24 protein-coding genes and 1 other RNA gene are annotated in these 24,542 nt (G+C 63.0%); 12 read left to right on the top strand and 13 right to left on the bottom strand.

Going from position 1 to position 24,542, the window contains the following annotated elements; translation table 11 throughout:
• Positions 1-199 precede the first annotated feature (199 nt).
• Positions 200-1,150, top strand: a complete 951-nt coding sequence (locus XpruCFBP8353_RS10565; protein ID WP_101363209.1) for a CAP domain-containing protein — start codon at positions 200-202, stop codon at positions 1,148-1,150.
• A 10-nt stretch (positions 1,151-1,160) separates the two neighbouring features.
• Here XpruCFBP8353_RS10565 and XpruCFBP8353_RS10560 read toward each other — a convergent pair whose 3' ends face one another.
• The gene (locus tag XpruCFBP8353_RS10560; protein ID WP_101363208.1) at positions 1,161-2,483 is read right to left on the bottom strand and encodes a hemolysin family protein; all 1,323 of its coding nucleotides are present in this window, start codon (positions 2,481-2,483) and stop codon (positions 1,161-1,163) included.
• Between the two features lie 283 nt (positions 2,484-2,766).
• On the opposite strand from XpruCFBP8353_RS10560, the gene XpruCFBP8353_RS10555 reads away from it, so the two are divergent.
• Positions 2,767-4,170, top strand: coding sequence for a class II fumarate hydratase (locus XpruCFBP8353_RS10555; RefSeq protein ID WP_101363207.1), 1,404 nt, complete (start codon positions 2,767-2,769; stop codon positions 4,168-4,170).
• 133 nt (positions 4,171-4,303) lie between these two features.
• Here the strand turns inward: XpruCFBP8353_RS10555 and XpruCFBP8353_RS10550 are convergent, their stop codons facing one another.
• The 8 genes from XpruCFBP8353_RS10550 to XpruCFBP8353_RS10510 form a co-directional block, all read right to left on the bottom strand.
• The gene (locus XpruCFBP8353_RS10550) at positions 4,304-4,726 is read right to left on the bottom strand and encodes a hypothetical protein (protein WP_162301020.1); all 423 of its coding nucleotides are present in this window, start codon (positions 4,724-4,726) and stop codon (positions 4,304-4,306) included.
• A gap of 248 nt (positions 4,727-4,974) precedes the next feature.
• Positions 4,975-5,051, bottom strand: a non-coding RNA gene (locus tag XpruCFBP8353_RS10540) — sX9 sRNA.
• 61 nt (positions 5,052-5,112) lie between these two features.
• Positions 5,113-5,643 carry a DUF2884 family protein gene (locus tag XpruCFBP8353_RS10535; RefSeq protein WP_101363648.1) on the bottom strand — a complete coding sequence of 177 codons (531 nt, stop codon included), beginning with the start codon at positions 5,641-5,643 and terminating at the stop codon, positions 5,113-5,115.
• A gap of 31 nt (positions 5,644-5,674) precedes the next feature.
• Complete coding sequence (locus XpruCFBP8353_RS10530) at positions 5,675-6,493, bottom strand: DUF4097 family beta strand repeat-containing protein (RefSeq protein WP_101363204.1); 819 nt, start codon at positions 6,491-6,493, stop codon at positions 5,675-5,677.
• A gap of 10 nt (positions 6,494-6,503) precedes the next feature.
• Positions 6,504-7,490, bottom strand: a complete 987-nt coding sequence (locus tag XpruCFBP8353_RS10525) for an ABC transporter permease (RefSeq protein WP_101363203.1) — start codon at positions 7,488-7,490, stop codon at positions 6,504-6,506.
• Positions 7,487-8,362, bottom strand: coding sequence for an ABC transporter ATP-binding protein (locus XpruCFBP8353_RS10520; RefSeq protein ID WP_101363202.1), 876 nt, complete (start codon positions 8,360-8,362; stop codon positions 7,487-7,489). The genes XpruCFBP8353_RS10525 and XpruCFBP8353_RS10520 overlap by 4 nt, the downstream gene beginning before the upstream one ends.
• A complete protein-coding gene (locus tag XpruCFBP8353_RS10515) occupies positions 8,359-8,721 on the bottom strand; it encodes a GntR family transcriptional regulator (protein ID WP_003483692.1) in 363 nt (120 codons plus the stop codon). The genes XpruCFBP8353_RS10520 and XpruCFBP8353_RS10515 overlap by 4 nt, the downstream gene beginning before the upstream one ends.
• Positions 8,722-8,723: 2 nt before the next feature.
• On the bottom strand, positions 8,724-8,972 hold the full coding sequence (locus XpruCFBP8353_RS10510; RefSeq protein ID WP_015472303.1) for a hypothetical protein: 249 nt from the start codon (positions 8,970-8,972) through the stop codon (positions 8,724-8,726).
• A gap of 134 nt (positions 8,973-9,106) precedes the next feature.
• Between XpruCFBP8353_RS10510 and XpruCFBP8353_RS10505 the strand changes: the two genes are divergently transcribed.
• The 10 genes from XpruCFBP8353_RS10505 (at position 9,107) to XpruCFBP8353_RS10460 (ending at position 19,074) form a co-directional block, all read left to right on the top strand.
• The gene (locus tag XpruCFBP8353_RS10505; RefSeq protein ID WP_101363201.1) at positions 9,107-9,664 is read left to right on the top strand and encodes a glutathione peroxidase; all 558 of its coding nucleotides are present in this window, start codon (positions 9,107-9,109) and stop codon (positions 9,662-9,664) included.
• Between the two features lie 90 nt (positions 9,665-9,754).
• Positions 9,755-10,726 (top strand): FKBP-type peptidyl-prolyl cis-trans isomerase, encoded by a 972-nt coding sequence (locus XpruCFBP8353_RS10500; protein ID WP_101363200.1) that lies wholly within the window; start codon positions 9,755-9,757, stop codon positions 10,724-10,726.
• Positions 10,727-10,750: 24 nt separating this feature from the next.
• Positions 10,751-12,100: a UDP-glucose dehydrogenase family protein gene (locus XpruCFBP8353_RS10495; protein WP_101363199.1), complete on the top strand. Its 1,350-nt coding sequence runs from the start codon at positions 10,751-10,753 to the stop codon at positions 12,098-12,100.
• Positions 12,093-12,329, top strand: a complete 237-nt coding sequence (locus XpruCFBP8353_RS10490; RefSeq protein WP_024939344.1) for a SlyX family protein — start codon at positions 12,093-12,095, stop codon at positions 12,327-12,329. Before XpruCFBP8353_RS10495 ends, XpruCFBP8353_RS10490 begins: the two co-directional genes overlap by 8 nt.
• Positions 12,330-12,347: 18 nt before the next feature.
• A complete protein-coding gene (locus tag XpruCFBP8353_RS10485; protein ID WP_341475812.1) occupies positions 12,348-13,082 on the top strand; it encodes a DUF2058 domain-containing protein in 735 nt (244 codons plus the stop codon).
• A 324-nt stretch (positions 13,083-13,406) separates the two neighbouring features.
• A complete protein-coding gene (locus XpruCFBP8353_RS10480) occupies positions 13,407-14,252 on the top strand; it encodes a transporter (protein ID WP_101363197.1) in 846 nt (281 codons plus the stop codon).
• A 137-nt stretch (positions 14,253-14,389) separates the two neighbouring features.
• Positions 14,390-15,565: a LacI family DNA-binding transcriptional regulator gene (locus tag XpruCFBP8353_RS10475; RefSeq protein WP_101363196.1), complete on the top strand. Its 1,176-nt coding sequence runs from the start codon at positions 14,390-14,392 to the stop codon at positions 15,563-15,565.
• A 13-nt stretch (positions 15,566-15,578) separates the two neighbouring features.
• Positions 15,579-16,889, top strand: a complete 1,311-nt coding sequence (fucP, locus tag XpruCFBP8353_RS10470) for an L-fucose:H+ symporter permease (RefSeq protein ID WP_101363195.1) — start codon at positions 15,579-15,581, stop codon at positions 16,887-16,889.
• On the top strand, positions 16,886-17,872 hold the full coding sequence (locus tag XpruCFBP8353_RS10465; RefSeq protein ID WP_162301019.1) for a carbohydrate kinase family protein: 987 nt from the start codon (positions 16,886-16,888) through the stop codon (positions 17,870-17,872). Before fucP ends, XpruCFBP8353_RS10465 begins: the two co-directional genes overlap by 4 nt.
• Positions 17,869-19,074, top strand: coding sequence for an AGE family epimerase/isomerase (locus XpruCFBP8353_RS10460; RefSeq protein WP_101363193.1), 1,206 nt, complete (start codon positions 17,869-17,871; stop codon positions 19,072-19,074). Before XpruCFBP8353_RS10465 ends, XpruCFBP8353_RS10460 begins: the two co-directional genes overlap by 4 nt.
• 404 nt (positions 19,075-19,478) lie before the next feature.
• Here XpruCFBP8353_RS10460 and metH read toward each other — a convergent pair whose 3' ends face one another.
• The 4 genes from metH to XpruCFBP8353_RS10445 are packed head-to-tail and all read right to left on the bottom strand — an operon-like array spanning position 19,479 to position 24,521.
• Positions 19,479-22,232: a methionine synthase gene (metH, locus tag XpruCFBP8353_RS10455; RefSeq protein ID WP_101363192.1), complete on the bottom strand. Its 2,754-nt coding sequence runs from the start codon at positions 22,230-22,232 to the stop codon at positions 19,479-19,481.
• Positions 22,229-22,402, bottom strand: coding sequence for a hypothetical protein (locus tag XpruCFBP8353_RS23825; protein ID WP_162301018.1), 174 nt, complete (start codon positions 22,400-22,402; stop codon positions 22,229-22,231). Before XpruCFBP8353_RS23825 ends, metH begins: the two co-directional genes overlap by 4 nt.
• Positions 22,399-23,529, bottom strand: coding sequence for a homocysteine S-methyltransferase family protein (locus XpruCFBP8353_RS10450; protein WP_101363191.1), 1,131 nt, complete (start codon positions 23,527-23,529; stop codon positions 22,399-22,401). Before XpruCFBP8353_RS10450 ends, XpruCFBP8353_RS23825 begins: the two co-directional genes overlap by 4 nt.
• Entirely contained in the window at positions 23,526-24,521 is a 996-nt protein-coding gene (locus XpruCFBP8353_RS10445) for an ArsR/SmtB family transcription factor (RefSeq protein ID WP_162301017.1), read from the bottom strand. Before XpruCFBP8353_RS10445 ends, XpruCFBP8353_RS10450 begins: the two co-directional genes overlap by 4 nt.
• Positions 24,522-24,542: the final 21 nt, after the last annotated feature.

The following is a 24,542-nucleotide window of genomic DNA, read 5'->3' as shown; positions in this document are numbered from 1 at the left end:
GGCAAGAGAGAGGCAGCGGTGACGGTGGGGCGAGCATTCTACGCCGCCAGCGCAGCGGTCAGGCCCAGTGCGCTGCAAAGTGGGGCGCCAAGCCCATGCCAGATTCGGCTGAATGGCGGGTTACCTGCGCACCAGATGAGCCCGACACAGCGCAACCTGCACTTTATGGTAGAGCGCCCTGCGCTGTTTCCGGCTTGCCATGCGCCAGATCTTCGCTCGCCTCGCTCTCGCGATCCTGCCCGCCGCGCTGCCCGCCGCTGCGCAGGATGCCGACTTCGCCGCGCAGGCGGCGGCGCTGTATCGGACTCCGCCCGCGATCGCCGGTTGCCGTGCCGGCGAGCTGCAACCGGCGCAACGACAACGCGTGCTGGCGCTGATCAACGACATCCGTCGGCTGCACGGTCTCGACGCGGTCGACTACGACCCGGCGGCCGAGCCCGAAGCCACCCAGGCGGCCTTGGTCATTGCCGCCAACGGCCGCCTCAGCCATACGCTGGCGCCGGACTGGCGCTGCTACTCCGACACCGCGGCCAAGGGCGCGCGCCGTAGCCTGATCTATGGCGGGGTCAGCTCGCCGCTGCTGCGTTTCTCCAGCGCCGAACAGATCGTGATCGAGTGGCTGACCGACGCCAACAATGTCAGCGCCGGTGGACTGGGGCACCGGCGCTGGCTGCTGGACCCGTTCCTGCAACGCGTCGCCTTCGGCATGGTCGCTGGTCGCGACGGCGCCGCGTTCAGCAGCGGTGCCGCGCTGCGCTTCGTTCCGGCGGTCGGCGTCGCCGCGCGGGCGCGCGCCGATTTCATCGCCTGGCCGATCGGTGAGTATCCGCGCCGCTACTACGTCGACGAGGCGCTGCTGTCGTTCACCGCATTGCCGGACCGCAACCGCAAGTTCGCCAATCGCGATGTCGACTACGCCGATGCGCAGGTGCAGATCAGCGCGCGCGGCGGACGCCAGTTGCAGGTGCGCAACCTGAGCGACGACCACGAGGGTTTCGGGGTGCCCAATAGCCTGCAGTTCCGGGTGCCGCGCTTGCAGCCGGGTGTGATCTACGATGTGACCATCCGCGGGGTGCGGTTCGGCGGGCAGTCGCGCGATTACCGCTATTGGTTTCGCATCGGCGAATCGCCTCGCGTGTCCGCCGAATGAATCGAAGGCGTCAGCTGGCGGCGGTGCCAGCTTCGCCCACCGGACGCACCGTGACTGCCTGGATGCGGTGGCCGGCCATGCGCCGCACGGTCAGCAGGTGGCCATCCAGTTCCAGCGTTTCGCCCTCTTCGGGCAGGCGCTGCAGCTGATACAGGATCAGCCCGCCGACCGAATTGACGTGGTCCGGTGCGCTCAGATCCTGGCCGAGCAGGCGTTCCAGCCGGAAGATCGAAGTGCTGCCGGCGACCAATAGCGAGCCGTCCTGGCCACGGATCGGGGCATCACGCACCACGTGGCGATGCTCGTCTTCGATCTCGCCGACCACCACTTCCAGCAGGTCTTCCAAGGTGAAAAAGCCCAGGATGCGGCCTTCTTCTTCCACGCACAGCGCCAGGTGGGTGGTGCCGGTGCGGAATTGCTCGAGCGCGCTGGGAATCGGCGTTTCCAGGGTCAGCACGGTAGGTGGGCGCAGCAGCGGGCGCAGATCTTCCAGGTCCTGGCCGCGTGCCATCGCTACCAATAAGTCCTTGGTGTGCAGGATGCCCAGCACCTGTTCGCCATCGGCATCGAACCAGGGGTAACGGCTGTAACGCGACTCACTGAACTCCGCCAGCACCGCTTCCAGGTTCATGCCTTCGCGCAGGCTGCGCAGATGCTCGCGCGGACGCATCAGATCGCCGGCAACCAGGTCCGGCAATTCCAGCGCGTGGCTCATCAAGGCCAGCCCTTGGTCGGGCGCAGCCGCGTTCGGGTCCTGGCGGCCGACGATCAACATCAACTCTTCGCGCGAATAGCGGTGCGAGTGGTGTTCGACCTCCCCCCAGCCGAGCAGGCGCAGGAACCGGTTGGCGCTGGTGTTGAGCACCCAGATGGCCGGGTACATCAGCCAGTAGAAGACGTACAGCGGCGCGGCGGTCCACAACGACATGCGTTCCGGACGGCGGATCGCCATCGTCTTGGGCGCCAGTTCGCCCAACACGATGTGCAGGAAGGAAATCAGGCTGAAGGCGATCGCCAGCGCAGTGACTTGTGCAGCTTCCGGCGACAGGCCCAGCGTATCGAACAACGGCTGCAGCAGATGCGCAAAGGCAGGCTCGCCGACCCAGCCCAATCCGAGCGAAGCCAGGGTGATGCCGAGCTGGCAGGCCGACAGATACGCATCCAGATGCGCATGCACGCCGAGCAGCAATCGCCCGCGCCAACCATTGGTTTGCGCCAGGCCCACCGCCTGCGTGTGCCGCAGCTTGACTAGCGCGAACTCGGCGGCAACAAAAAATCCATTCAACAGCACCAGCAACAGCGCGACGAATAGCAGCAGGACGTTACCCAACATGTCCGCCCCCATGCGCTGCAAGAGCGGTACATCTGCGTGCTAGTGCATGTGCAGTGGCGGTGCGGAGTATCCCGGCAACATACGTGGAGTTTGCATGTCTACAGTCAGGCTCATCGCCCATGGCGGTTTGGTATCTCGTAGTGATCAGCAGGCAGCTTAGCCGACAGCGTGCGACGACATCGTCGCAACGCGGCAAGCGAGTATCGTAGACAGCCTCGCCAGCGTGGGTACGCCCGCCGCCAGCCATCCATCACCACAAATCAACAATGTGCGGAGAGTGCAGATGAGCGAACGTTTCAGGACCGAACACGACAGCATGGGTGAACTGCAGGTGCCTGCCGATGCGTTGTGGGGCGCGCAGACCCAGCGTGCGGTGCAGAATTTCCCGGTGTCCGGGCAGCCGATGCCGCGCGGTTTCATTCGCGCGCTGGGCTTGATCAAGGCGGCAGCGGCTGGCGTCAACGCCGAACTTGGATTGCTGCCGAAATCGATCGGCAAGACCGTGCAGGCCGCTGCGTTGCAAGTGGCCGAGGGCAGCTTCGATGCGCAGTTTCCCATCGATGTGTACCAGACAGGGTCGGGCACCTCGTCCAACATGAATGCCAACGAGGTGATCGCCACAGTGGCCACGCGCGCCGGCAAGGACGCGGTGCATCCCAACGATCACGTCAATCTCGGCCAGAGCTCCAACGACGTGGTGCCGACCGCCATTCGCGTGTCAGCACTGCTCGCCGTGCAGGAACATCTGCAACCGTCGCTCAAGCATCTGCGCAAGACCATCGACAAGCGCGCCAAATCGCTCGACAAGATCGTCAAGACCGGCCGCACGCATCTGATGGATGCGATGCCGCTGACTTTCGGACAGGAGTTTGGCGCATGGTCGGCGCAACTGAGTTCGGCGCAGGACCGGATCGACGATGCGCTGAAGCGCTTGCGGCGGTTGCCGCTGGGTGGCACCGCCATCGGCACCGGCATCAATGCCGACCCGCGCTTTGGCGGCAAGGTGGCCAAGGCCTTGTCCAACCTGAGCGGGGCCAAGTTCGAGAGCGCAGAAAACAAGTTCGAAGGGCTTGCCGCGCAGGACGATGCGGTGGAATTGTCTGGTCAGCTCAACGCGCTGGCGGTGGCGCTGATCAAGATCGCAAACGATTTGCGCTGGATGAATGCCGGCCCATTGGCGGGCCTGGGCGAGATCGAATTGCCGGCGTTGCAGCCGGGCAGCTCGATCATGCCGGGCAAGGTCAATCCAGTGATTCCCGAAGCCACCGTGATGGCGTGCGCGCAGGTCATCGGCCACCACACCGCGATCACCGTGGCCGGCCAGACCGGCAACTTCCAGTTGAACGTGACGCTGCCGCTGATCGCTTACAACTTGCTGGATTCGATCACCCTGTTGGGCAACGTCTCGCGTTTGCTGGCCGACACGGCCATTGCCGGGCTGAAGGTACGCCAGGAGCGCGTCCGCGAGGCGCTGGACCGCAATCCCATTCTGGTGACTGCGCTGAATCCGATCATCGGTTACGAAAAAGCCGCGGCGATCGCCAAACGTGCCTACAAGGAGCAGCGCCCGGTGCTCGATGTGGCCAAGGAAGATAGCGGCCTCAGCGAAGTGGAACTGCGGCGATTGCTCGACCCGGCCGCGTTGACGCGTGGCGGCATCCAGGCCGGCGGCGGCAGCGGCGGCTGATCACGGCTGATCACGGCTGTGCGTAGGAGTGCGGGTGCGCGATGCGGTGTTATCGATAACTCCTCATCGCGCGCCAGCGCGTTCCTGCAGGTCTCGGGCTGCTTCTAGCCGCTTGGCTGAAACGTTCTAGGCGTCAATGCCGTTCGGCCTGCACGTTATTGAAACTCTCGCGATATGGCTGCAGCGGCGGAATTTCATCCAGCAACTCGCTACTGAGTTTCTGGATCTCCGGCGTGGCGGTCAGCTTGATCGACTTGTAATCCGGATCCGGGCCGGCCTCGTTGACTGCCTGCTGACGCAACATCTGCAGGTGGCCGAACAGCAACTGCAATCTGGCGCGCGTCGGCTCTTTCTGCGGCAGCGCGATGTCGTCGATCTTGAGCGTGCCGTCCGGCGTGATTTCAGCGTTTGCGGCTGGCGGGCGGCGGATCATCACCGATTGTGTGGTGATGGCAACGCGCGGCTTGCCGCGTTCGGCGCGGCGGGACGATTGGTCGCCACAGGCGGCGAGCGTGCACAGCACAAGCGCCATGCAGAGCATCACGAACTTGTTCATTGGGTCGATGGATTGAGGGAAGTGCACTAGTGTAATCCCGCTCCGGTCTGCGGATCGGCTAAGTGCCGGCCCAGTGCCTGCCAAAATGTCGCAGGGCGTGGACCCGTTTGGTCGCCGTGCATGCAATCGCGGTGCATGCAGTCTCCTGTCACTGCGCGTTCCCGACGATCCACGATCCAGTGCCGACGATCGAACAGCAGCTGCGCAGGCCAGGCCACACGCAGCCATCAAACCGCCGTGTTTGGAGCGGCTATGAAACCGGAGCGAGCAGTGGTCGGGTGGGCGTGGACGGCGCGCTGTGAACCGCAATGTACGAGTGGTCTAGAAGGAGTCCAAGCACCGGCCGCGCCCGCCTGGCGGTGAGCGCAGTCGTTTTGCTCGGTGCTCTACTTACGGCAATCGTCGATGTCGTGTTGCGTCAGGGTCGAATACGGCGCAAATGCGGGCACCAGCTGCACCGCTGCATCCTGCGCGGTGCGCAAGCTGGCTAGGTGCTCGCAGATCTGCATGGCCTTGTTCTTGAAGGTGTCTGCCTCGGCCTGGATCTTGTCGCCGATCTGATCGGAGTTGCCGCTGAGCACACCCTTGATCGCTTCGCCCGCCGCATGTGCGCCAAACGCCGCGCCCTGGGTGCCGATATCGACGCCCTTCTTGGCCACACCCTGCACCTGTGCGTAGTAATCGCGCATGGCCTTGCGCTGCGCCTGGTTCAAGTCCACCGGCTTGCCGTCGATGCTGAGCGCGCCATCCGCACTGATGGTGGCGGCGGGCAGGCTATCGCGTTTGAGCGTCAAGCTCTTGCCGTTGAAGGTGACGCCGGCGCTGTTGGCCTGGCCGGAGACGTTGACGGTGGGCTCGGACTTACCGCAGCCCACCAGCAACATGCTCATCACTACCGCTGAAACAAGCAATTTCATCAGCAATTCCCCCGCATCCTGAAAGAAGTCGTCATTTGTCTGCCGGCACCCGCGTACTGCCGGTGACATCGCTGACATCGATATCGCCGCTGCCTTTGCGCGCTACGCTCAGATCGCCACGCACTTTGCGGACATTCAACGTGCCGGAAGCGACCGACTCCACGTTGACATTGCCTTGCACATCGCGGATCTCGACATCGCCCGAGCCGATCGTGCCGAGCTTGACGTTGCCTGCCACGCCCTGCAGCTTGATCTCGCCGGACTCCACTTTCGCCACCTCTGCCGCGCCGGATACCTCACGCGCCTTGAGATCGCCCGAGCCCACTGCCAGCACGCGCAGTGCGCCCAGATTTTCAAGCTCGACATCGCCGGAGCCGACCTTGGCGGTCACGCGGCCCTTGGTGTGACGAATCGTCATGTCGCCGGAACCCACGTCGGCGCTCACTGCAGCGGCGCCGTTGATCTGCGCCTCGCCGGAACCCAGGTCGAATTGCACCAGCAGCGTGTTGGGCACGCTGCCGCGCAGATCCAGGTAGGAATAGCTGTTGCCGAAAGAAAACCGTCGGTCATCGTTCAAGGTCACCACCAACTTATCGCCGACGCGCTTCTGGGTCACGGTCAGGCTCTTGAGCAATTCAGCCCTGGCAGCGCAGGCGCGCCCGCTCAGCTTTCCGCTGCCACTGGGTAATGCGTCCAGATGCAGGTCGTTGGAGGCGACCTCGAACAGCACCGACTTCACGCCGGTCAGCTGCAAGTCCAGGCTGCGTGGTTCGGAGAATTTGCACTGCTCCTCTGCCGCTGCGGCGCCGGGCAATGCAAACAGGATGGCCAAGCTCAGAATCAGGCGCATGCGATGTCTCTCAGGCTTCGGCGCGCCGACGGCGCAGGTAGATGGAAGCGGCGATCAAGGCGATACCAATGGCTGCGCCGATCCAGATATCCGGGCTGCCATACACGAGCGTGCTGTCGGTGTGCTGCAGCGCCCATTGCACCAGGTCGCTAGGGTTTTGCAGCGCGCTGCTGTCCAGATTTCCGTTGACCGCAAGCGGCGACCAGGTGCCGGGCAGGGCGCTGAGCAGGCCGCGGTAGCCGACGATGTACCAGATCCAGCCGATCGGCAGCGACACGCCCGGCATCGCCGAGAGAATGCTCAGCATCACGCAGGCCAGCAGCGGAAACAGCACTGCCCACAGGAACGGCTTGCTGTTGGCCCAGGCCGAGCAGAACATCAGCCAGCCCACGGTCGGCAGCGCCCACAACAGGCTCATCGGCACGGTTTTCAGCAACAGCCAGAGCAGCGAGAACGGATGCGAATGGGTCGCCATCGCCCAGGGGCTGGGCACGCCTGCAATCGATGCGCCGACGATGGCGATCAACCACAGCGCCATGCCGACCGCCGCACCGATCACGATGGAGATCAGCGGCGCCAGCAGCAATGCCCAGGCGGCCTTGGACAACACCGTCTGCACGTCGGACACCGGCAAGGATTTCCAGAACAGCACGCTGCGGTCGCGGCGGTCGTCGTACAGGCTGCCGAGTGCGTAGAAAAACACCACGAACGCGAGCACCACCGAGGCGATCCCGATGCCGCCCAGCAACAGGCCGTCACCAACCTGGCCCAGCGTGCGCGTGTATTCGGCCAGATCGTCCATGGTGATGCTGTCGCCGACCATGTTGCGGCGCGCACTGATCGCACCGATCACCGCGCCCAGCAGCGCGAAGAACACTGCAATGCCACCGGTGATGACCTGTGCCCACACGAAGCCGCCACGGTGCTCCCAGTACTCGCGTTTGAGCAGCCAGGCGAAGGTGCGTGCGGGTGATGCTTGGTTGGTCACTGCATTCATGCGTAGGTCCCCTTCATGACCGCAACGAACAGGTCGGCTAGGCCGGGATTGCGGGTTTCGCCGAAACGGGCGAGCTGGTCTTTCGGCGCGCCATCGAACAACATCACCGTCTTGCCAAACGGCAGGCTGCGCTCGTCGATCGGCTTCAAGGCGCGCGCTACATCCAGATGGTCGGCACCGACCAGCACTTCGGTGTAGCGCTCCGAGACGCTTTCCATATCGGCGGTGAGCACGATGCGGCCGTCGCGGATGAACATCACATCGGTGAGGATGTGTTCGATCTCCTCGACCTGGTGCGTGGTGACGATGATGGTCTTCTGCTCATCGAAGTAATCCTCCAGCAGACGCTGGTAAAACTGCTTGCGGTAGAGGATGTCCAGTCCCAGGGTCGGTTCGTCCAGCACCAGGATGCGGGCGTCGATCGCCATCACCAGCGCCAGATGCAGCTGCACGATCATGCCCTTGGACAACTCGCGCACCCGTGATTTGCGGTTGAGCTGGGTGTTGGCCAGGAAGCGTTCGCACTTGGCGCGATCGAAGCGCGGATGCACGCCGGCAACGAAATCGATCGCTTCGCCCACCCGCAGCCAGCGCGGCAGCACTGCCACGTCGGCGATGAAGCAGACCTCGTTCATCAATGCGTTGCGCTGGGTACGCGGATCCATCCCCAACACCCGCAACTCGCCGTCGAAATCGGTCAGCCCCAGCACCGCCTTGAGCGCGGTGGTCTTGCCGGCGCCGTTGGGGCCGATCAGGCCGATGATGCGGCCGGCGTCGATGGTGAAGCTGGTGTTGTCCAGCGCGAGCCGATGCTTGTAGGCCTTGCGCAGGCCACGTGCGTCGACCACATGGTTGGAGGAGACGGCGGTCATGGTGTTTTTCCCTGTGGCAACAGATCGTCGATGGACAGTCCCAGGCGCTGGATCCTTTCCAGCACAGCGGGCCATTCTTCATTCAAGAAACGCTCGCGTTCGCTGCCACGCAGTTTCTGTGCGGCTTCCGGGGTCATGAACATGCCCAGGCCGCGGCGTTTCTCCACCAGGTTCTCGTCGGCCAATTCCTGATAGGCGCGCGAGACGGTGATGGGGTTGAGTTGGTAGTCGGCCGCCACTTGGCGCACCGAGGGCAGGGCATCGCCAGGCTTGAGGATTCCATCGAGCATCATGGCAATCACCCGTTCCTTGAGTTGGCGGTAGATGGGAGCGCCGTCGCTCCACTGAATGTCATTCATGATCAGCTCCGTGGGCGCAGAGCCTGCGCGAAGGAGAAATAGGGCATCGACAGCGAAGCGCGCACATGCCGGCCAGGCCGTGAACGCGCTTCGGGGGGAGTCGTCGCGTTTTCCGTAACCGCCTCCGACACGCCATAATCGGCGCCGGACTCCGTCACCTGACTGGAAGCGGCTCCCAGGCAACCAATGGCAAACAGGGTGCTGCCGAACAGCAACAGCGGAACTGGTCGCGTGAAGCGTGTGCTGTTCATACTTTCCCCCTGCGTTGGATGACTGGTGTTGTATTCAACTATAACACCGACACGCGGGCAGTCAACTGTTTGTCATCCCCAACTGATGGCACCCCTCACCGGTGCGCCGCCTCAACTATCGAAGGGCATTGCTCATGTTGCTCAATCGTCTACTGGCTCTTGTATTTACTGGCTTTTTTGCAACATCGGCGTTCGCCGCCGGCACCCCGGTGCTGGATGTGGACTACCGGCCGCTGGCCGGCAAGGCCCCGATCAACCTGAACCGTACCTACGGCGGCAAGGTCGTGCTGGTGGTCAATACCGCCAGCAAGTGCGGCTACACCCCGCAGTACGAAGGTCTGGAAGCGCTCAACCAGCGCTTTGCCAGCCGCGGCTTCAGCGTGCTGGGCTTCCCGTCGAACGATTTCCAGGGCCAGGAACCCGGATCTGAGAAACAGATCCAGGAATTCTGCACGCTGACCTATGGCGTCAAGTTCCCGATGTTTGAGAAGGTGCATGTGCTGGGTGCCGAGGCGACGCCGCTGTATCAGCGCCTGACCCAGGCCACTGGCGTGGCGCCGGGCTGGAACTTCCACAAGTACCTGATTAGTCGCGATGGTCGCGTGGTTGCGCAGTTCCCCAGCAAGATCAAGCCGGACGATCCGAGCGTGCTGGCAGCAATCGAACGCGAGCTCAAGGCACCGTCGCGCTGAGTGCAGCGCGCGCATCGCCGCGCGCGCATGCGACAATGCGCATTCAGCGCCATCGGTGGCGTGTCTTTTCACTTTTGGGAAGTGCATCGAATGAAGATGGGAAAGCGCGGCGCGGCGGCGTCGTTACTGATGGTGGCACTGTCGGCATCGATGCCGGCGATGTCGCAGCAACCGGCCGCAGCGGCCACCAAGGAGAAGCCAGCTTTGAATGCCTCGTCTGAGAAGAGCACGCGCGACAACGTCAGTTACGCCATCGGTATGGACGTGGCACGTTCGTTCGAGCCGATCGCTCAGGACATCGATGTGAACGCGATGCAACGCGCCATCGAAAATGCATTCAAGGGCGGCAAGCCGCTGTTGTCGGATGAGCAGACCCAGGCCACCGATACCGCACTGCGTACCGCGCTTGCTGCCCGTAACGGTCAGCAGGTGCCAGGCATGGCGCCGGGTGCCGCGCCGGCTGCACCGTCCAAGGAAAATGTCGGCCTGATGCTCGGCGATCGCGCGGTGGGTCCGTCGCTGGCTGGCATCAAGGACGAGATCGACCTGTCGGTCCTGATGGAAGCGGTACGTACCGTGTTTGCCAAAGGCACCACGCGTCTGACCCAGCAGGAAGCGATGGCCACCATGCAGGCGTTCGCCTCTGCCAAGCAGGGCGCTGTCGGAGCCAAGAATCGCGAAGAAGGCAATGCCTTCCTTACCAAGAACAAGACCGAGAAGGGCGTGATCACCACCGCGTCCGGCCTGCAGTACATGGTGTTGCGCCAGGGCAGCGGCGAGCGCCCGATGCGGACCAACAAGGTGCGTGTGAACTACGAAGGCAAGCTGCTTAACGGGCAGGTCTTCGATAGTTCCTACCAGCGCGGCCAGCCGGCCGAGTTTGGCCTGGATCAAGTGATTCCCGGTTGGACCGAGGGCGTCGCGTTGATGCCGGTCGGTTCGAAATATCGTTTCTGGATTCCATCCAACTTGGCCTATGGCCCGAACGGCACGCAGGGGGGGCCGATCGGACCTGACGCAACGTTGACGTTCGATGTCGAGCTGATGGGTATCCTTCCCTGATCCCCCACAGGAGTACCCCCACCCATGCGAGTTGCGATCTTTGGTACCGGTTATGTTGGTCTCGTCACCGGAACCTGTCTGGCCGAAGTCGGTCATCACGTTATCTGTGTAGACATCGATCAGGCGAAAGTTGATGGTCTCAATCGTGGGGTGATTCCCATCTATGAACCCGGCCTGGAGCCGATGGTGAAAGCCAACCACGCCTCCGGCCGGTTGCGCTTCACCACCGATGCTGCCGAGGCAATTGCGCACGGCGAAATCACCTTTATCGCCGTGGGCACGCCGCCGGATGAAGACGGCAGCGCCGACCTGCAGTATGTCCTGGCAGTCGCGCGTACGGTCGGCCGCCATATCGATGGGCCCGCGGTTGTGGTGAACAAGTCCACCGTGCCGGTCGGCACCGCCGACAAGGTGCGTGTGGCAATCCAGGAAGAACTGGACGCGCGCGGCGTAGACCATGAGTTCGACGTGGTTTCCAACCCTGAGTTCCTCAAGGAAGGCGATGCGGTGGCCGACTGCATGCGTCCCGATCGCATCGTGATCGGTGCCAAGAAGCCGGCGGCCATTGCGCGGATGCGTCGTCTGTATGCACCGTTCAATCGCAACCGCGATCGCATCGTGGAAATGGACGTGCGTTCGGCCGAGCTGACCAAGTACGCGGCGAACGCGATGCTGGCGACCAAGATCAGTTTCATGAACGAGATCGCCAACATTGCCGAGCGTGTCGGTGCGGACGTCGAGCATGTGCGTAACGGCATCGGCTCGGACCCGCGGATTGGCTGGCACTTCATCTACCCGGGCGCCGGTTACGGTGGCTCGTGCTTCCCGAAGGACGTGCAGGCACTGGCCAAGACGGCCGAGCAGTACGGCATGCAGCCGACCCTGCTCAACGCAGTGGAAAGCGTCAACAACGCGCAGAAGGGCCATCTGTTCGAACTGGTGCAGCGTCATTACGGCACCGAAGGCACCGGTAGCGTGGCCGGCAAGACGTTTGCGGTCTGGGGCTTGGCGTTCAAGCCCAACACCGACGACATGCGCGCCGCGTCCAGCCGTCGCCTGATGGAGCAGTTGTGGGAAGCCGGTGCCACCGTGCGGGCCTACGACCCGGAAGCCACGCATGAAGCCAAGCGCATCTTCGGCGAGCGTGATGATCTGACCTTCTGCGACGACGCGTTCTCCGCACTGGAAGGCGCGGATGCATTAGTCGTGGTCACCGAGTGGAAGCAATTCCGCAGCCCGGACTTCGGCAAGATCAAGCAGGCCTTGAAGGACGACGTCGTGTTCGACGGTCGCAACCTGTACGACCCGCAGGAAATCGAAGCCGCAGGTCTTGCGTATTACGCCATCGGACGAGGCCGTTCGTTGCATGCATGAGCAACTCTCGCCGCGCGACCAGGAACTGGACGCGCGGTTGGTTGAACTGGAAACGCGCCTCTCCTTTCAGGAGCAGGCGCTCAACGAACTGAGTGAAGCACTTGCGGACGCCCGTTTGACGGGCGCCCGCAATGCCGAACTGATCCGCCACCTGCTCGAGGATCTGGGCAAGGTGCGCTCCACGTTGTTTGCCGATGCAGCGGATGAGCCGCCGCCTCCGCACTATTGATTGCAGATTGCCACCGCCATGAGCGATACCTTACGTGACCAATTGCTTGGGTTGGGCTTCAAGTCCGCGCCCAAGCCCGAACGCAAACCCGACGCACGGCCTGCAGCGCGTGCGCATGGCAACGGTGGCAAGCCAGCACCCGGCGGCAATAGGCCTGGCCAGGGCAGGGGGCCGCAGCGGCCGCATGTCGCTGCGGCGACCGACGGCAAGGGCGATCGCAACCCCAATGGCAGGCCCGAGCGTCGTCATGACGGCAAGCCCGGCGCCGCGCCGCGTTCGCAGCATCCTGCTGCAGACCGTCGTGGCCCCAGACCGGCACGCACGCGCGAAGACATCGATCTGGCCAAGGCGTATGCGATCCGTGCGCAGCGCGAGAAAGACGAGCGCATCGAGGCCGAGCGGTTGAAGCAGGAAGAAGCACGCCTGCGTCGCCAAGCCAAGGCCAAGCTCGAAGAGTTGGTGAAAGACAAAGGGTTGAATGATGCCGCTGCGGATATCGCCCGGCACTTTCCGTATGGCGGCAAGATCAAGCGCATTTACGTCACCGCCGATCAACTCAAGGCGCTCAACGCCGGCGAGCTGGGCGTGCTGCAACTCAACGGGCGTTATCTGCTGGTGACTGCCGAGGTGCTCGCCGAAGCCGAAGCGGTGTTCGCGGCATCGGTCGCCTTGAAAGTGGACCCGAACGCACCGGCGGGCGACGACCCGTACGCGGACCCCAAATATCAGGTGCCCGACGACTTGGTCTGGTAAGGCTGCGCTACCTTGAGTGTGGTGTGAGTGGGCGCCTGCGGGCGCCCATTTTTCGTTGCGTGTTACCGAAAGGCAGAAGAGGCGCGACCGCAGCATCACACGCATCACGGTGTCGGGCGCAGCCTGCGTGCTGTGTCTTTGGGTATGGGTTCCCCTGGAATGCCATCACCGCGCACCACAGCCGGTAACCCGGAAAACAACTCACAGAGCGCCGCTATACAAGCAGGTCACGGCTGGCGCGGCACCATGCGCGCCGTTGCTGGTCGATGCAGGCAGGCTTATCGTGCTGTGGCGTTGCCCTTTTCTTGCTCGCTCCGTCTGCCAATGGTGCTGCGTATGTCCATGTCGTCGAAATCCTTGAAATTCCATGCCGATGCATCTGTCGAATCTCGTGCAGTTGGTGGTGCGCGTGTGCAGGCAACAGGCCGAGCGGTCTCGGCCGTGGTAGTGCTCGCACTGTGCCTGTCCAGCGGCCATGCCATCGCACAGGCAGACGATGCACCAGCATTCGACCGCCCGGGTATTCCGTTCTCTGCGGAGGTAGTGCAGCCAGGTGCGTTCGCCTGGGAACAGGGCTTGCCGGATGCAAGTACCGATCGCAGCGATGGGCAACGCACCACCCAATACACCGCCGATACGCTGCTGCGCCTGGGGCTGTTCCAGAACGTCGAACTGCAGCTCGGGAGCGATAGCTACAACTGGCAGCGGGGCGGGGGCGTGCGGGTGCGTGGCGGTGGCGACAGCCGTGTTGGATTAAAGGTGTCATTGCCCTCGCGTTCGGAACGTTTTCATTGGGCTGCATTGGGCACCTACAGCGTGCCGACCGGCAGTCCGGCATTCAGCGACGGCTATGCGCGCGAACTCGGTGTGACCGCGTCCTGGGACCTGCCGCAGCAGCGCGCCATCGCGGTGTACGTCAATTACGCCCGCGACGATGATGGGGATACCTGGACCTTCGCGCCCAATTACACGTTTTTCTCCGGCGATCATTTCAGCAGCTACGTGGAAGCGGGTTTCGATACCGGCAGCGAGCATTCGCGCGTGGCTGGTGCAGGCGGCGCCTGGCAGCTGCCGCATGCGATGCAGCTGGACGTGTCGGTGTTGCGTGGCCTGACGTCGGAAAGCCCGGATTGGCAGGGCGGAATCGGGCTGTCGATTGCGTTCGAATGAGCGAGGAAGGTGCGGCAACCGTGGTCAACGCTTGGGCCGAGTCTTACGCTGATTTCTGTGCGGTGGCTGGATGTCTATGTTGCAGTGCCGCATGCATTGGTTGCGCAGAAGAGGCCTAATTGGATCGATCCAATTTGATGCCAATCCATGTGCATTCCTGCCACCGCAAGGCGCGTCACGTGACGCACGCCAAGCCGACATCCGAGGCGACCGAGGACATCGACGCGCCACGCGTGCGTCGGGGTGCGGTGACCTTGCGCGATATTGCCGGCGCCATAGGGGTATCGCGGGCGACAGTGTCGCTGGTACTGCGTGGCAGCCCGTTGGTGCACGCGCGCACGCGCGCACGCGTGGAGGCCGAGCTGGATCGGCAGAATTACGTCTACAACCGTGCCGCGGCGAATTTGCGCCAGCGCACCTCGTCCAGCATCGCGCTGGTCATCAACGATTTGTCCAACCCGTTTTTTGCCGAATTCGCTGCCGGTGTCGACGAGGCGTTGGGCGCTGCCGGTTATGTGACCTTGCTCGGCAGCACCGGCGAATCGACGCAGCGTCAGCAGGCCGTGCTGACCTCGCTGATGGAGCACACGCCGGCGGGCATCATCCTGTCGCCGGCCGAAGGCAGCCAGGCGCAGGCGCTGACCCAGGTACTCGGCCGCCAACGTAACGTGGTGCTGTTCAATCGCGAGGTAGAAGGCGCGCAGTGGGATTTGCTGGCGTTGGACAATGCGCAGGGCGCGTTTCTGGCTTGCACGCATCTGATCGCGCAAGGGCATCGGCGTATCGTGTTTTTCGGTGGGCATGCTGCATCCAGTTCCTGCCGCCAGCGTCGCGCAGGCTACGCGCGCGCGATGCAGGAAGCTGATTTGAAAGGACAGTACGTCGAGTCGGCGCCCAATCGCCAGGACGCTGCACTATGTGGCGTGCGCTTGCTGAGCAATGATGCGCAAGCTGCGACTGCGGCAGTCTGTTACAACGACAGCGTTGCGCTGGGTTTGATGGCGGCGTTGGCCAAGCACGGCATCGTGCCGGGCCGCGACTTTGCGGTGACCGGCTTCGACGATATCGCTGAAGCAGCGTTGTTCACGCCTGCATTGACCACGTTGGCCGCACACCCGCGTGCGCGTGGCAGACAGGCCGCGCAACTGGTATTGCAGCGGATCGGCAGCCCCGAGCTCGCCTCGCAGCAGTTGACCGCAGCAGTCGCTCTGAAAATTCGCGCAAGCAGCGCCTGCGCGCCAGCACCGCACCTGTCATCACCTCCCTCAAGCAGTCCATCCGCCCATTCCCCCACCAAGGCCTCAGGCCGCTGACCAGGCAATCCCTATGGTTTCCCTTTCCACGCAATCCTCCGTGCCCAGCGGCAACAAGGCGCCCGTCAACAACGGCGTCGCGTTGTCTGTGGTGACCACGATCTTCTTCATGTGGGGCTTTCTCACCTGCCTCAATGACATCCTGATTCCGCACTTGAAGGCAGTGTTCGAGCTCAACTTCGCGCAGGCGATGCTGGTGCAATTCACCTTCTTCGGTGCGTACTTCCTGATGTCGCTGCCGGCCGGTTGGCTGGTGAACCGGTTGGGCTACAAGCAGGGCATCGTGGCTGGGTTGGCGGTGGCGGCGGTGGGCGCGCTGGGCTTCTGGCCGGCGGCGGAATTGCGCGTGTACGGTGCATTCCTCGGCGCATTGTTCGTGCTGGCCACCGGCATCACCATCCTGCAGGTTGCTGCGAATCCTTACGTCGCCTTGCTGGGTCCGGAGCGCAGCGCTTCCAGCCGCTTGACCCTGGCGCAGGCGCTGAATTCGCTTGGCACTGCGATCGCGCCGCTGTTGGGGGGCTGGTTGATTCTGGCCAACACGGTGATGAGCAGTGACCAGCTGAAAGCCTTGCCGGAAGCTGAGCAGCTCGCCTATCGCGTGCAGGAAGCGCAGGCCGTACAAGGCCCGTACATCGGGCTGGGCATCGTGTTGTTCCTGCTGGCAATCTTCGTGTTTCTGTTCCGTCTGCCGGCACTGACCGACGCAAGCGCACAGAAAGACGAGAGCAAGCATTCCTTGCTCGATGCCTTGCGTCATCCGCATGTGCGCTTCGGTGTGCTGGCGATCTTTTTCTATGTCGGCGCAGAAGTGGCGATCGGCAGCCTGATGGTCAATTACTTCTCGTTGCCGCAGATCGGCGGTTTCACCGAGCGTGAGGCAACCAAGTATGTGTCGGCCTACTGGACGCTGGCGATGATCGGCCGCTTCATCGGCTCGGCGCTGCTGGCCAAATTGTCCCCGCGCGTGTTGTTGTCGGTGTTCGCTGCGATCAATGCGGTGTTGCTGGGGCTGACCATGGCCAGCGGCGGCATGTTGGCGGTGTACGCGCTGGTGGCGATCGGCCTGTTCAATTCGATCATGTTCCCCACCATCTTCACCCTGGGCATCGAGCGGCTTGGTCCGCTGACCGGGCGCGCTTCGAGCCTGTTGATCATGGCCATTGTCGGCGGCGCCATCGTGCCGTATCTGCAAGGGCTGCTCGCCGACAGCATCGGCCTGCATGAGTCGTTCGTGCTGCCGCTGCTGTGCTACCTGTATATCGTGTTCTACGGTATCTGGGGCTCGCGTTTGCGCGGCGCACTGGCGGAGGCACGCGTATGAGTGCGACCAGACATCAGGTGGTGTGTTTCGGCGAAGCGTTAATCGACATGCTGGCGTTGCCGCAGACCAGTCCAGACCAGGCGCGGACCTTCGCGCAATATGCCGGCGGTGCGCCGGCCAATGTCGCCGTGGCGGTGGCGCGCTTGGGAGGCGCCGCACATTTCGTCGGCATGCTTGGGCGCGACATGTTCGGTGACTTCCTGCTACAGAGCTTGCAGCAGTCCGGCGTGGTGACCGATGGCATCGTGCGTACCGATCAGGCCAAGACTGCGTTGGCCTTCGTTGCACTGGACGAAGCGGGTGAGCGTAGTTTCAGTTTCTATCGCCCGCCGGCAGCAGACCTGTTGTTCCGTCCCGAGCACTTCGCTGCCGACGGGTTTACGCAGGCAGCGGTGTTGCATGTGTGTTCCAACAGCATGACCGAGCCGGAGATTGCGCACTGCACGCTCGACGGCATGCGCCGCGCGCGCGCCGATGGCGCCATCGTCAGCCTGGATCTGAATCTGCGCCCGATGCTGTGGCCGCAGGATGTGGACCCGGCGCCGCTGCTATGGGAGGCGCTGGCGCTGGCCGATGTGGTCAAGCTCTCGCGCGAAGAACTCGACTATCTTGCGGGTACGCTCGATAGCGATGCCAGTGCGGTCACGCAAAAACTGTGGCAGGGCAAGGCCCGTTGGTTGCTGGTCACCGATGGTGGCGGTCCGGTGCATTGGCAGACACGCACCGACTCCGGCCAGGTGCCTGCGTTTCGTGTGCAGGTGCGCGATAGCACCGCTGCCGGCGATGCATTTGTCGGTGGCTTGCTGTATCAGCTTGCCGCGCGCGCATCTTCGCTGGAACAGCTATGCGGAGATCCAGCGGCAATCAACGAGGTGATTCGGTTTGCTGCCGCGGTCGGCGCGTTGGCGGTGACGCGCAAGGGCGCGTTCGCGGCGATGCCGAGCGTCGATGAGGTCCATTCTTTGATCCAGGAACAATCATGAGCCGTTTGCCTGCAACACCTGCACCCGATTTTCGTTCGGCTGACGTCTTGCGCCAGCACATCGCCGACACCATGGCGTTCTACCATCCGCGCGCGATCGATCCGGCGGGCGGGTTCTTCCAGTACTTCCGCGATGACGGTTCGATCTATGATGCCGGGCATCGGCACCTGGTCAGCAGTACGCGCTTTGTCTTCAACTACGCGATGGCGTACCGCGAATTTGGCGATGCGGCGTACCTGCATGCGGTCCGCCACGGTCTGGACTATCTGCGCAACGTGCACCGCAACCCGCAAACCGGCGGCTATGCGTGGACGCTGCGCGATGGCGTAGTCGAAGACGATATGAATCACTGCTACGGCGTGGCCTTCGTGCTGCTGGCATATTCGTGTGGTCTGAAGGCCGGCGTCGATCAGGCGCGTGCGTGGATGGACGAAACCTGGCAGCTGCTGGAAAAGCACTTCTGGGAAGCGGAATTCGGGCTGTACCGCGACGAAGCCGACGCGCAGTTCAACTTCACCAGCTACCGTGGCCAGAACGCCAACATGCATATGTGCGAGGCGATGATCGCCGCGTACGAGGCCAGCGGCGAGCAGCGTTATCTTGATCGTGCGCTTGTGCTGGCCGAGAACATGACCCGTCGCCAGGCGGCCAAGGCCGATGGGTTGGTGTGGGAGCATTACGACCTGCAGTGGAATATCGATTGGAACTACAACCGCGACAATCCCAAGCACCTGTTCCGCCCATGGGGCTTTCAGCCTGGGCATCAGACCGAGTGGGCCAAGTTGCTGATGCTGCTGGATCGCTACGCGCCGGCCGACTGGTTGCTGCCCACCGCGCAGCATCTGTTCGATGTGGCGGTGGAGCGTTCATGGGACGCGCAGCGCGGCGGGCTGTATTACGGCTTCGATCCTGACGGCAATGTCTGCGACGACGACAAGTATTTCTGGGTGCAGGCAGAGTCGTTGGCTGCCGCCGCACTGCTGGCCCAACGCAGCGGCGATGATCGCTACTGGCAGTGGTACGACAAGCTGTGGGCCTATTCGTGGGCGCACATGATCGACCATCAGTACGGCGCGTGGTATCGCATCCTGGATGCAGACAACCGCAAGTACAGCGATGAGAAAAGCCCGGCGGGTAAGACCGATTACCACACCATGGGCGCGTGCTACGAAGTCTTGAACGTGTTGCGGCCGGCGGCGTGATGCGGTGAGATCGACGCGTTTTGCTGAGCGTTGAGTCTGGATCGCCGGGCCATGCCCGGCGATCTGTTTTTAGCGTTCTTATATGCACGCCTCGTTGAAAACTATGCGTAGCAAGTTCTGTCGTCGCGTCGATTAGAGGCAGTCAAGAACGCAAGTCAAAAGCCTGGTCAGTTGAAGGCTTGGTATGCTCACTGCTTGCGGGACACGCCGTGAACCCGTCCCTGCGGGCTCGGTGGTGGCGTCCATGTCGCCAACGGTCCCGCGCTCGGCGAGGGCACCGCGCCAGAGAGTGCGCGGGCTTTTTTATTGGAAGCGATGCACGCCAGCCGTGTCGACTGGCGCTTGCTTGCGCATTGTGTGTCCGGTGATGGCCTGCGTGCTGTCCGGCCGCAGGTCAGTCGGTCTTATTCCGGGTCGTAATCCAGGTTGGATGCCAACCAACGTTCCGCCAATGCCAAGGCAATGCCCTTGCGCTTTGCGTAATCAGCCACCTGTTCCTTGCCCAGTCGCCCGACCACGAAGTACTGGCTCTTGGGATGGCTGAAGTAATAACCGCAGACCGCTGCGGTGGGTAACATCGCGAAGCTTTCGGTCAGCGACATGTCGGCGTTGCGCTCGGCATTGAGCAGATCGAACAGCGTGCGTTTTTCGCTGTGTTCGGGGCAAGCCGGGTAACCGGGCGCCGGACGGATGCCGCGATAGCGCTCGGCGATCAAGGCTTCGTTGTCCAAGGTTTCATCGTCGACGTAGCCCCAGAATTCGGTGCGCACGCGTTGATGCAGACGCTCGGCCAATGCTTCGGCCAGACGGTCGGCCAATGCCTTGAGCAGGATGGAGTTGTAGTCGTCGTGCGCGGCTTCGAAACGGGCCACATGCGGGTCGATACCGATGCCGGCGGTGACTGCGAATGCACCGATCCAGTCCTGTTTGCCGCTGCTCTTGGGCGCGATGAAATCTGCCAGGCAAAAATCGGGGCGGTCGACGGGTTTGTCGACTTGCTGGCGTAGGAAGTGCAGGGAATGAGGAATGGAGAATCGGCAATGGTCGGGCGCCAATGCATCGCCTTGCGATTCCCGATTCCCGATTCCCGATTCCGCAGGCTCGGTCAGCACGACAACATCATCGCCTACTGCATTTGCCGGCCATAGCCCGAACACGGCCTTGGCCGTGAGCCACTTTTCGTCGACGATGCGCTTGAGCATGCGGCGTGCGTCGCGATAGAGCTCGCTGGCCTGGGTGCCGACGATCTCGTCGCTGAGAATCGCCGGGAACTTGCCGGCAAGTTCCCAGGCCTGGAAAAACGGTGTCCAGTCGATGAGTTCGATGAGCTCTTGCAGCGGGTAGTCATCGAAGACGTGGATGCCCGGCTGTCGCGGGGCAGGCGGCGTGTAGGTGTCCCAATCGCCATCGAAGCGCTGCGCACGGGCTTTTTCCAGTGACACCAGGCGCTTGGCATCGCCACGATTGCGGTGGCGTGCGCGGATTTCCGCGTAGTCAGCATCGTTGGCGGCAACGAAGGCCTGGCGCAGGTCGCGCGAGATCAGCGATTGCGCCACGCCCACCGCACGCGACGCGTCCTTCACCCATACGGTAGGCGCGGTGTAGTGCGGGTCGATCTTCAATGCCGTGTGCGCGCGCGAGGTAGTCGCGCCGCCGATCAACAACGGAATGTCGAAACCCTGCCGCTGCATCTCGCGCGCGACGTGCGACATCTCTTCCAGCGAGGGCGTAATCAGGCCGGACAGTCCGATCAAGTCCGCATTCTCGGCGCGCGCACGATCCAGGATGACCTGTGCCGACACCATGACGCCCAGATCGACGACATCGAAGTTGTTGCATGCCAAGACCACGCCGACAATGTTCTTGCCGATGTCATGCACATCGCCCTTGACGGTGGCCATGATGATCTTGCCGTTGGACTTGCCGACATCGCCGGTGCGCAATTTTTCTGCTTCGATAAAGGGCAGCAGATATGCCACCGCTTTTTTCATCACGCGCGCGGATTTGACCACCTGCGGCAAAAACATCTTGCCGGCACCGAACAAATCGCCCACCACGTTCATACCGTCCATCAGCGGGCCTTCGATCACGTCCAGTGGGCGCGTGGATTGCTGTCGCGCTTCTTCGGTATCGGTTTCCACAAATGCGTCGATGCCGTGCACCAGCGCATGCGCCAGGCGTGCGCGGACCGGCTTGTCGCGCCATGCCAGGTCTTCAACTCTCGCCGCGCCTTTCGTGCCCTTGTAGCGCTCGGCGATTTCCAGCAGGCGCTCGGTGCCGTCATTGCGTCGGTTGAGGATGACGTCTTCCACGCGTTCGCGCAGTTCCGGATCCAGCTCGTCGTAGATCGGCATGCCGCCGGCGTTGACGATGCCCATGTCCATGCCGGCCTTGATTGCATGGAATAGGAAGACCGAGTGGATCGCCTGGCGCACGGTTTCGTTGCCACGGAACGAAAACGACACGTTGGAAACGCCGCCGGACACATGGCAATGCGGCAGCGTGTCCTTGATGATGCGGGTGGCTTCGATGAAGTCAACCGCATAGTTGTCGTGTTCTTCGATGCCGGTGGCCACGGCAAAGATATTCGGGTCGAAGATGATGTCTTCCGGCGGGAAACCCACTTGCTCGGTGAGCACCTTGTAGGCGCGCGTGCAAATCTCGACCTTGCGTGCGCAGGTGTCGGCCTGGCCGGCTTCATCGAAGGCCATCACCACCGCGGCAGCACCGTAGCGCAACACCTTGCGCGCGTGCTCGACGAACACCGCTTCGCCTTCCTTGAGCGAGATGGAGTTCACCACGCTCTTGCCTTGCAGGCACTTCAATCCCGCTTCGATCACGCTCCATTTGGATGAATCCACCATCACCGGAATGCGCGCGATATCCGGCTCAGACATGATCAGGTTGAGAAAGCGCGTCATCGCTTTTTCCGAATCGATCAGGCCTTCGTCCATGTTGACGTCGAGGATCTGCGCGCCGCTGTCCACTTGCTGACGTGCGACCTCTACCGCTTCCTCGTAGCGCTCCTCCTTGATCAGCTTGCGAAACTGCGCGCTGCCGGTGACGTTGGTGCGCTCGCCGACGTTGACGAACAACAGGTCCGGCGTAATGACCAACGGCTCCAGGCCAGACAGGCGGGTGTAACGGGGAGTGCTCATGCGATGCTCTTGTGGGCGTCGGACGTGGCGAATGTCCAGGCGAGGCGATGACGGTTGGCGGTCGGCCGGGCGCGGATCGAGATGGCCCTCATCCGCCCTTCGGGCACCTTCTCCCGCGTGCGGGAGAAGGTGGCGCGCAGCGCCGGATGAGGGCCCACGTACTGCATCACGCCGCCAGCTCTTGCGCACCTGGCAACTGTCGCGGCGGCAGATCCGCTACCGCTTCGGCAATTGCGCGGATGTGATCCGGCGATGTGCCGCAGCAACCGCCCACCAGATTGAGCAGGCCGGACTTGGCAAATTCGCGCAAGGTTTCGGCCATTTCCTCAGGCGTCTCGTCGTATTCGCCAAAGGCGTTCGGCAAGCCGGCATTCGGATGCGCGCTGACGTAGGCATCGGCGATCTGCGAAAGCGTCTCCACGTGTGGGCGCAGATCCTTGGCGCCGAGGGCGCAATTCAGGCCGACCGACAACGGCCGCCCGTGCGCGACGGATGCATAAAACGCTTCGGCAGTCTGTCCAGACAACGTGCGGCCGGATGCGTCGGTGATGGTGCCGGAGACCATCACCGGCAAACGCCCGCCACGCACTTCGAAGACCTCCTCAATCGCATACAACGCGGCCTTGGCGTTGAGCGTGTCGAAGATGGTTTCCACCATCAGCGTATCCGCGCCGCCATCGATCAATCCCTCGATGGCTTCACGATAGGTGTCGCGCAGTGCATCGAAACTGGTGTTGCGGTAGCCCGGGTCGTTGACGTCCGGGCTGATCGAGGCAGTACGGCTGGTGGGGCCGAGCACACCAATCACAAAGCGTGGCTTGTGCGGCGTCAGCGCTTCGACGGCATCGCAGCATGCACGTGCCACCTGCGCGCCGGCCTTGTTCAACTCGTACACCAGATGCTCCAGGTGATAGTCGGCCTGGCTCACCGAGGTGGCGTTGAAGGTATTGGTTTCCAGTAGGTCGGCGCCTGCATCCAGATAGGCGCGATGGATGCTGGCAATGATCTCCGGGCGGGTCAACAACAGCAGATCGTTGTTGCCTTTCAGGTCGTGGCCTTCTGGCGCCTGCGCGTGGTCGCAACCGGGGCCATGCACATGCGCGCTGTCGTAACCGTCGGCAAAGCGGGTGCCACGATAATCGGGCTCCTGCAGATCGTGGCGCTGAATCATGGTGCCCATCGCCCCGTCGATGATGAGGATGCGCTCGGCGAGTGCGGCAGTGAGCTTGGCCGCGCGCTCGGGATGCAGCCAGGGCAGCACATGTGCGATGGGGGAGTGGGGTGCTGTAGAGGTCATGATGCGATGCTCCGTGAGGCAGTGGCGCTGCTTTCAACGATTCTCGATTCGCGATTCCCCATTCCCGGCTTCATCGCAATCAACGAGATCACTTCGAAATGCGGCGGACGTTTTTCGCGCGTCACCGTTTCCAGACTGGAGACGTCCAGCCCGGCTTTCTCGGCAAACTTGCGCAATTCCTTGGCAGCAAATCCGAGATTGACGTGGCCGTACGCCTGCACTGCGGCGCGATGTTCGTGCTTGGCCAGGCTGCACAGCAGCAGGCGGCCACCGGGCCGCAACACGCGCGCCGATTCGGCCACCGCTTGCGCCGGTTTGGCCGCGTAGGTGAGCGCATGCATCAGCACCACCAGGTCGAAGCTGGCATCGGGGAATGGCAGCGCATGCATGTCGCCTTCGCGCACTTCCACATTGCGCAATTTGCGCAGGCGCTCGCTGGCGGCAGCGACCACGCGCGCGCTGGTGTCGATGCAGATGTAGCGGGTGGCGTGCGGCGCCACCAGTTCGGCCAGCACGCCGTCGCCGGAGGCGATGTCGAGCACGTCGCCGGTTTCCAGCAGGGGCAGCGCGGTGCGCGCCAAGGCCTCCCAGGTGCGCCCCGGCGAGTAATGGCGTTCCATGTCGCCAGCCACCGAATCGGCCCAGTTCTGGTCGGCAGCACGGTTGGCCAGCACGGCGGCGACGCGTTCGGCGTCCTGGCGCAGCAGGGGGTCGTCGCTGCCGGTACTCAGCGCCAGCCACAGCGCGCGCTGGGCCGGGTCCAGCGACACTTCGTCGAAGCGGTAATACGCCGACACCCCGGCGCGGCGGTCGCGGACGAGCCCGGCTTCCTTGAGTTTGGCCAGATGCGTGGACACGCGCGGTTGCGCCAACCGGGTGATGGCCGACAGCTCGGCCACAGTGAGTTCTTCCTGCTCCAGCAAGGTCAGCAGGCGGACGCGGGTGGCGTCGGCAAACACCTTCAGGCGGGCCGACCAGTCTTCCAGATCCATGAATATCTCTATATCGCGATA

It is taken from the genome of Xanthomonas prunicola (assembly GCF_002846205.1).
Lineage (GTDB): Bacteria > Pseudomonadota > Gammaproteobacteria > Xanthomonadales > Xanthomonadaceae > Xanthomonas > Xanthomonas prunicola.
Note: the sequence above shows the minus strand (reverse complement) of the source record. Positions and strands in the feature narration are given on the sequence as shown.

What these genes read in the sequence shown, in the direction of transcription:
- XpruCFBP8353_RS10535 (WP_101363648.1), bottom strand. Translation starts at nt 5,643, where the DNA reads ATGAAATTGCTTGTTTCAGCGGTAGTGATGAGCATGTTGCTGGTGGGC.
- XpruCFBP8353_RS10475 (WP_101363196.1), top strand. Translation starts at nt 14,390, where the DNA reads ATGCCAATCCATGTGCATTCCTGCCACCGCAAGGCGCGTCACGTGACG.
- XpruCFBP8353_RS10485 (WP_341475812.1), top strand. Translation starts at nt 12,348, where the DNA reads ATGAGCGATACCTTACGTGACCAATTGCTTGGGTTGGGCTTCAAGTCC.
- XpruCFBP8353_RS10525 (WP_101363203.1), bottom strand. Translation starts at nt 7,490, where the DNA reads ATGAATGCAGTGACCAACCAAGCATCACCCGCACGCACCTTCGCCTGG.
- XpruCFBP8353_RS10510 (WP_015472303.1), bottom strand. Translation starts at nt 8,972, where the DNA reads ATGAACAGCACACGCTTCACGCGACCAGTTCCGCTGTTGCTGTTCGGC.
- XpruCFBP8353_RS10460 (WP_101363193.1), top strand. Translation starts at nt 17,869, where the DNA reads ATGAGCCGTTTGCCTGCAACACCTGCACCCGATTTTCGTTCGGCTGAC.
- XpruCFBP8353_RS10560 (WP_101363208.1), bottom strand. Translation starts at nt 2,483, where the DNA reads ATGTTGGGTAACGTCCTGCTGCTATTCGTCGCGCTGTTGCTGGTGCTG.
- XpruCFBP8353_RS10490 (WP_024939344.1), top strand. Translation starts at nt 12,093, where the DNA reads ATGCATGAGCAACTCTCGCCGCGCGACCAGGAACTGGACGCGCGGTTG.
- XpruCFBP8353_RS10555 (WP_101363207.1), top strand. Translation starts at nt 2,767, where the DNA reads ATGAGCGAACGTTTCAGGACCGAACACGACAGCATGGGTGAACTGCAG.
- XpruCFBP8353_RS10565 (WP_101363209.1), top strand. Translation starts at nt 200, where the DNA reads ATGCGCCAGATCTTCGCTCGCCTCGCTCTCGCGATCCTGCCCGCCGCG.
- XpruCFBP8353_RS10515 (WP_003483692.1), bottom strand. Translation starts at nt 8,721, where the DNA reads ATGAATGACATTCAGTGGAGCGACGGCGCTCCCATCTACCGCCAACTC.
- XpruCFBP8353_RS10520 (WP_101363202.1), bottom strand. Translation starts at nt 8,362, where the DNA reads ATGACCGCCGTCTCCTCCAACCATGTGGTCGACGCACGTGGCCTGCGC.
- XpruCFBP8353_RS10480 (WP_101363197.1), top strand. Translation starts at nt 13,407, where the DNA reads ATGGTGCTGCGTATGTCCATGTCGTCGAAATCCTTGAAATTCCATGCC.
- XpruCFBP8353_RS10445 (WP_162301017.1), bottom strand. Translation starts at nt 24,521, where the DNA reads ATGGATCTGGAAGACTGGTCGGCCCGCCTGAAGGTGTTTGCCGACGCC.
- XpruCFBP8353_RS10465 (WP_162301019.1), top strand. Translation starts at nt 16,886, where the DNA reads ATGAGTGCGACCAGACATCAGGTGGTGTGTTTCGGCGAAGCGTTAATC.
- fucP (WP_101363195.1), top strand. Translation starts at nt 15,579, where the DNA reads ATGGTTTCCCTTTCCACGCAATCCTCCGTGCCCAGCGGCAACAAGGCG.
- XpruCFBP8353_RS10505 (WP_101363201.1), top strand. Translation starts at nt 9,107, where the DNA reads ATGTTGCTCAATCGTCTACTGGCTCTTGTATTTACTGGCTTTTTTGCA.
- XpruCFBP8353_RS10530 (WP_101363204.1), bottom strand. Translation starts at nt 6,493, where the DNA reads ATGCGCCTGATTCTGAGCTTGGCCATCCTGTTTGCATTGCCCGGCGCC.
- metH (WP_101363192.1), bottom strand. Translation starts at nt 22,232, where the DNA reads ATGAGCACTCCCCGTTACACCCGCCTGTCTGGCCTGGAGCCGTTGGTC.
- XpruCFBP8353_RS10500 (WP_101363200.1), top strand. Translation starts at nt 9,755, where the DNA reads ATGAAGATGGGAAAGCGCGGCGCGGCGGCGTCGTTACTGATGGTGGCA.
- XpruCFBP8353_RS10495 (WP_101363199.1), top strand. Translation starts at nt 10,751, where the DNA reads ATGCGAGTTGCGATCTTTGGTACCGGTTATGTTGGTCTCGTCACCGGA.
- XpruCFBP8353_RS10450 (WP_101363191.1), bottom strand. Translation starts at nt 23,529, where the DNA reads ATGACCTCTACAGCACCCCACTCCCCCATCGCACATGTGCTGCCCTGG.
- XpruCFBP8353_RS10550 (WP_162301020.1), bottom strand. Translation starts at nt 4,726, where the DNA reads ATGAACAAGTTCGTGATGCTCTGCATGGCGCTTGTGCTGTGCACGCTC.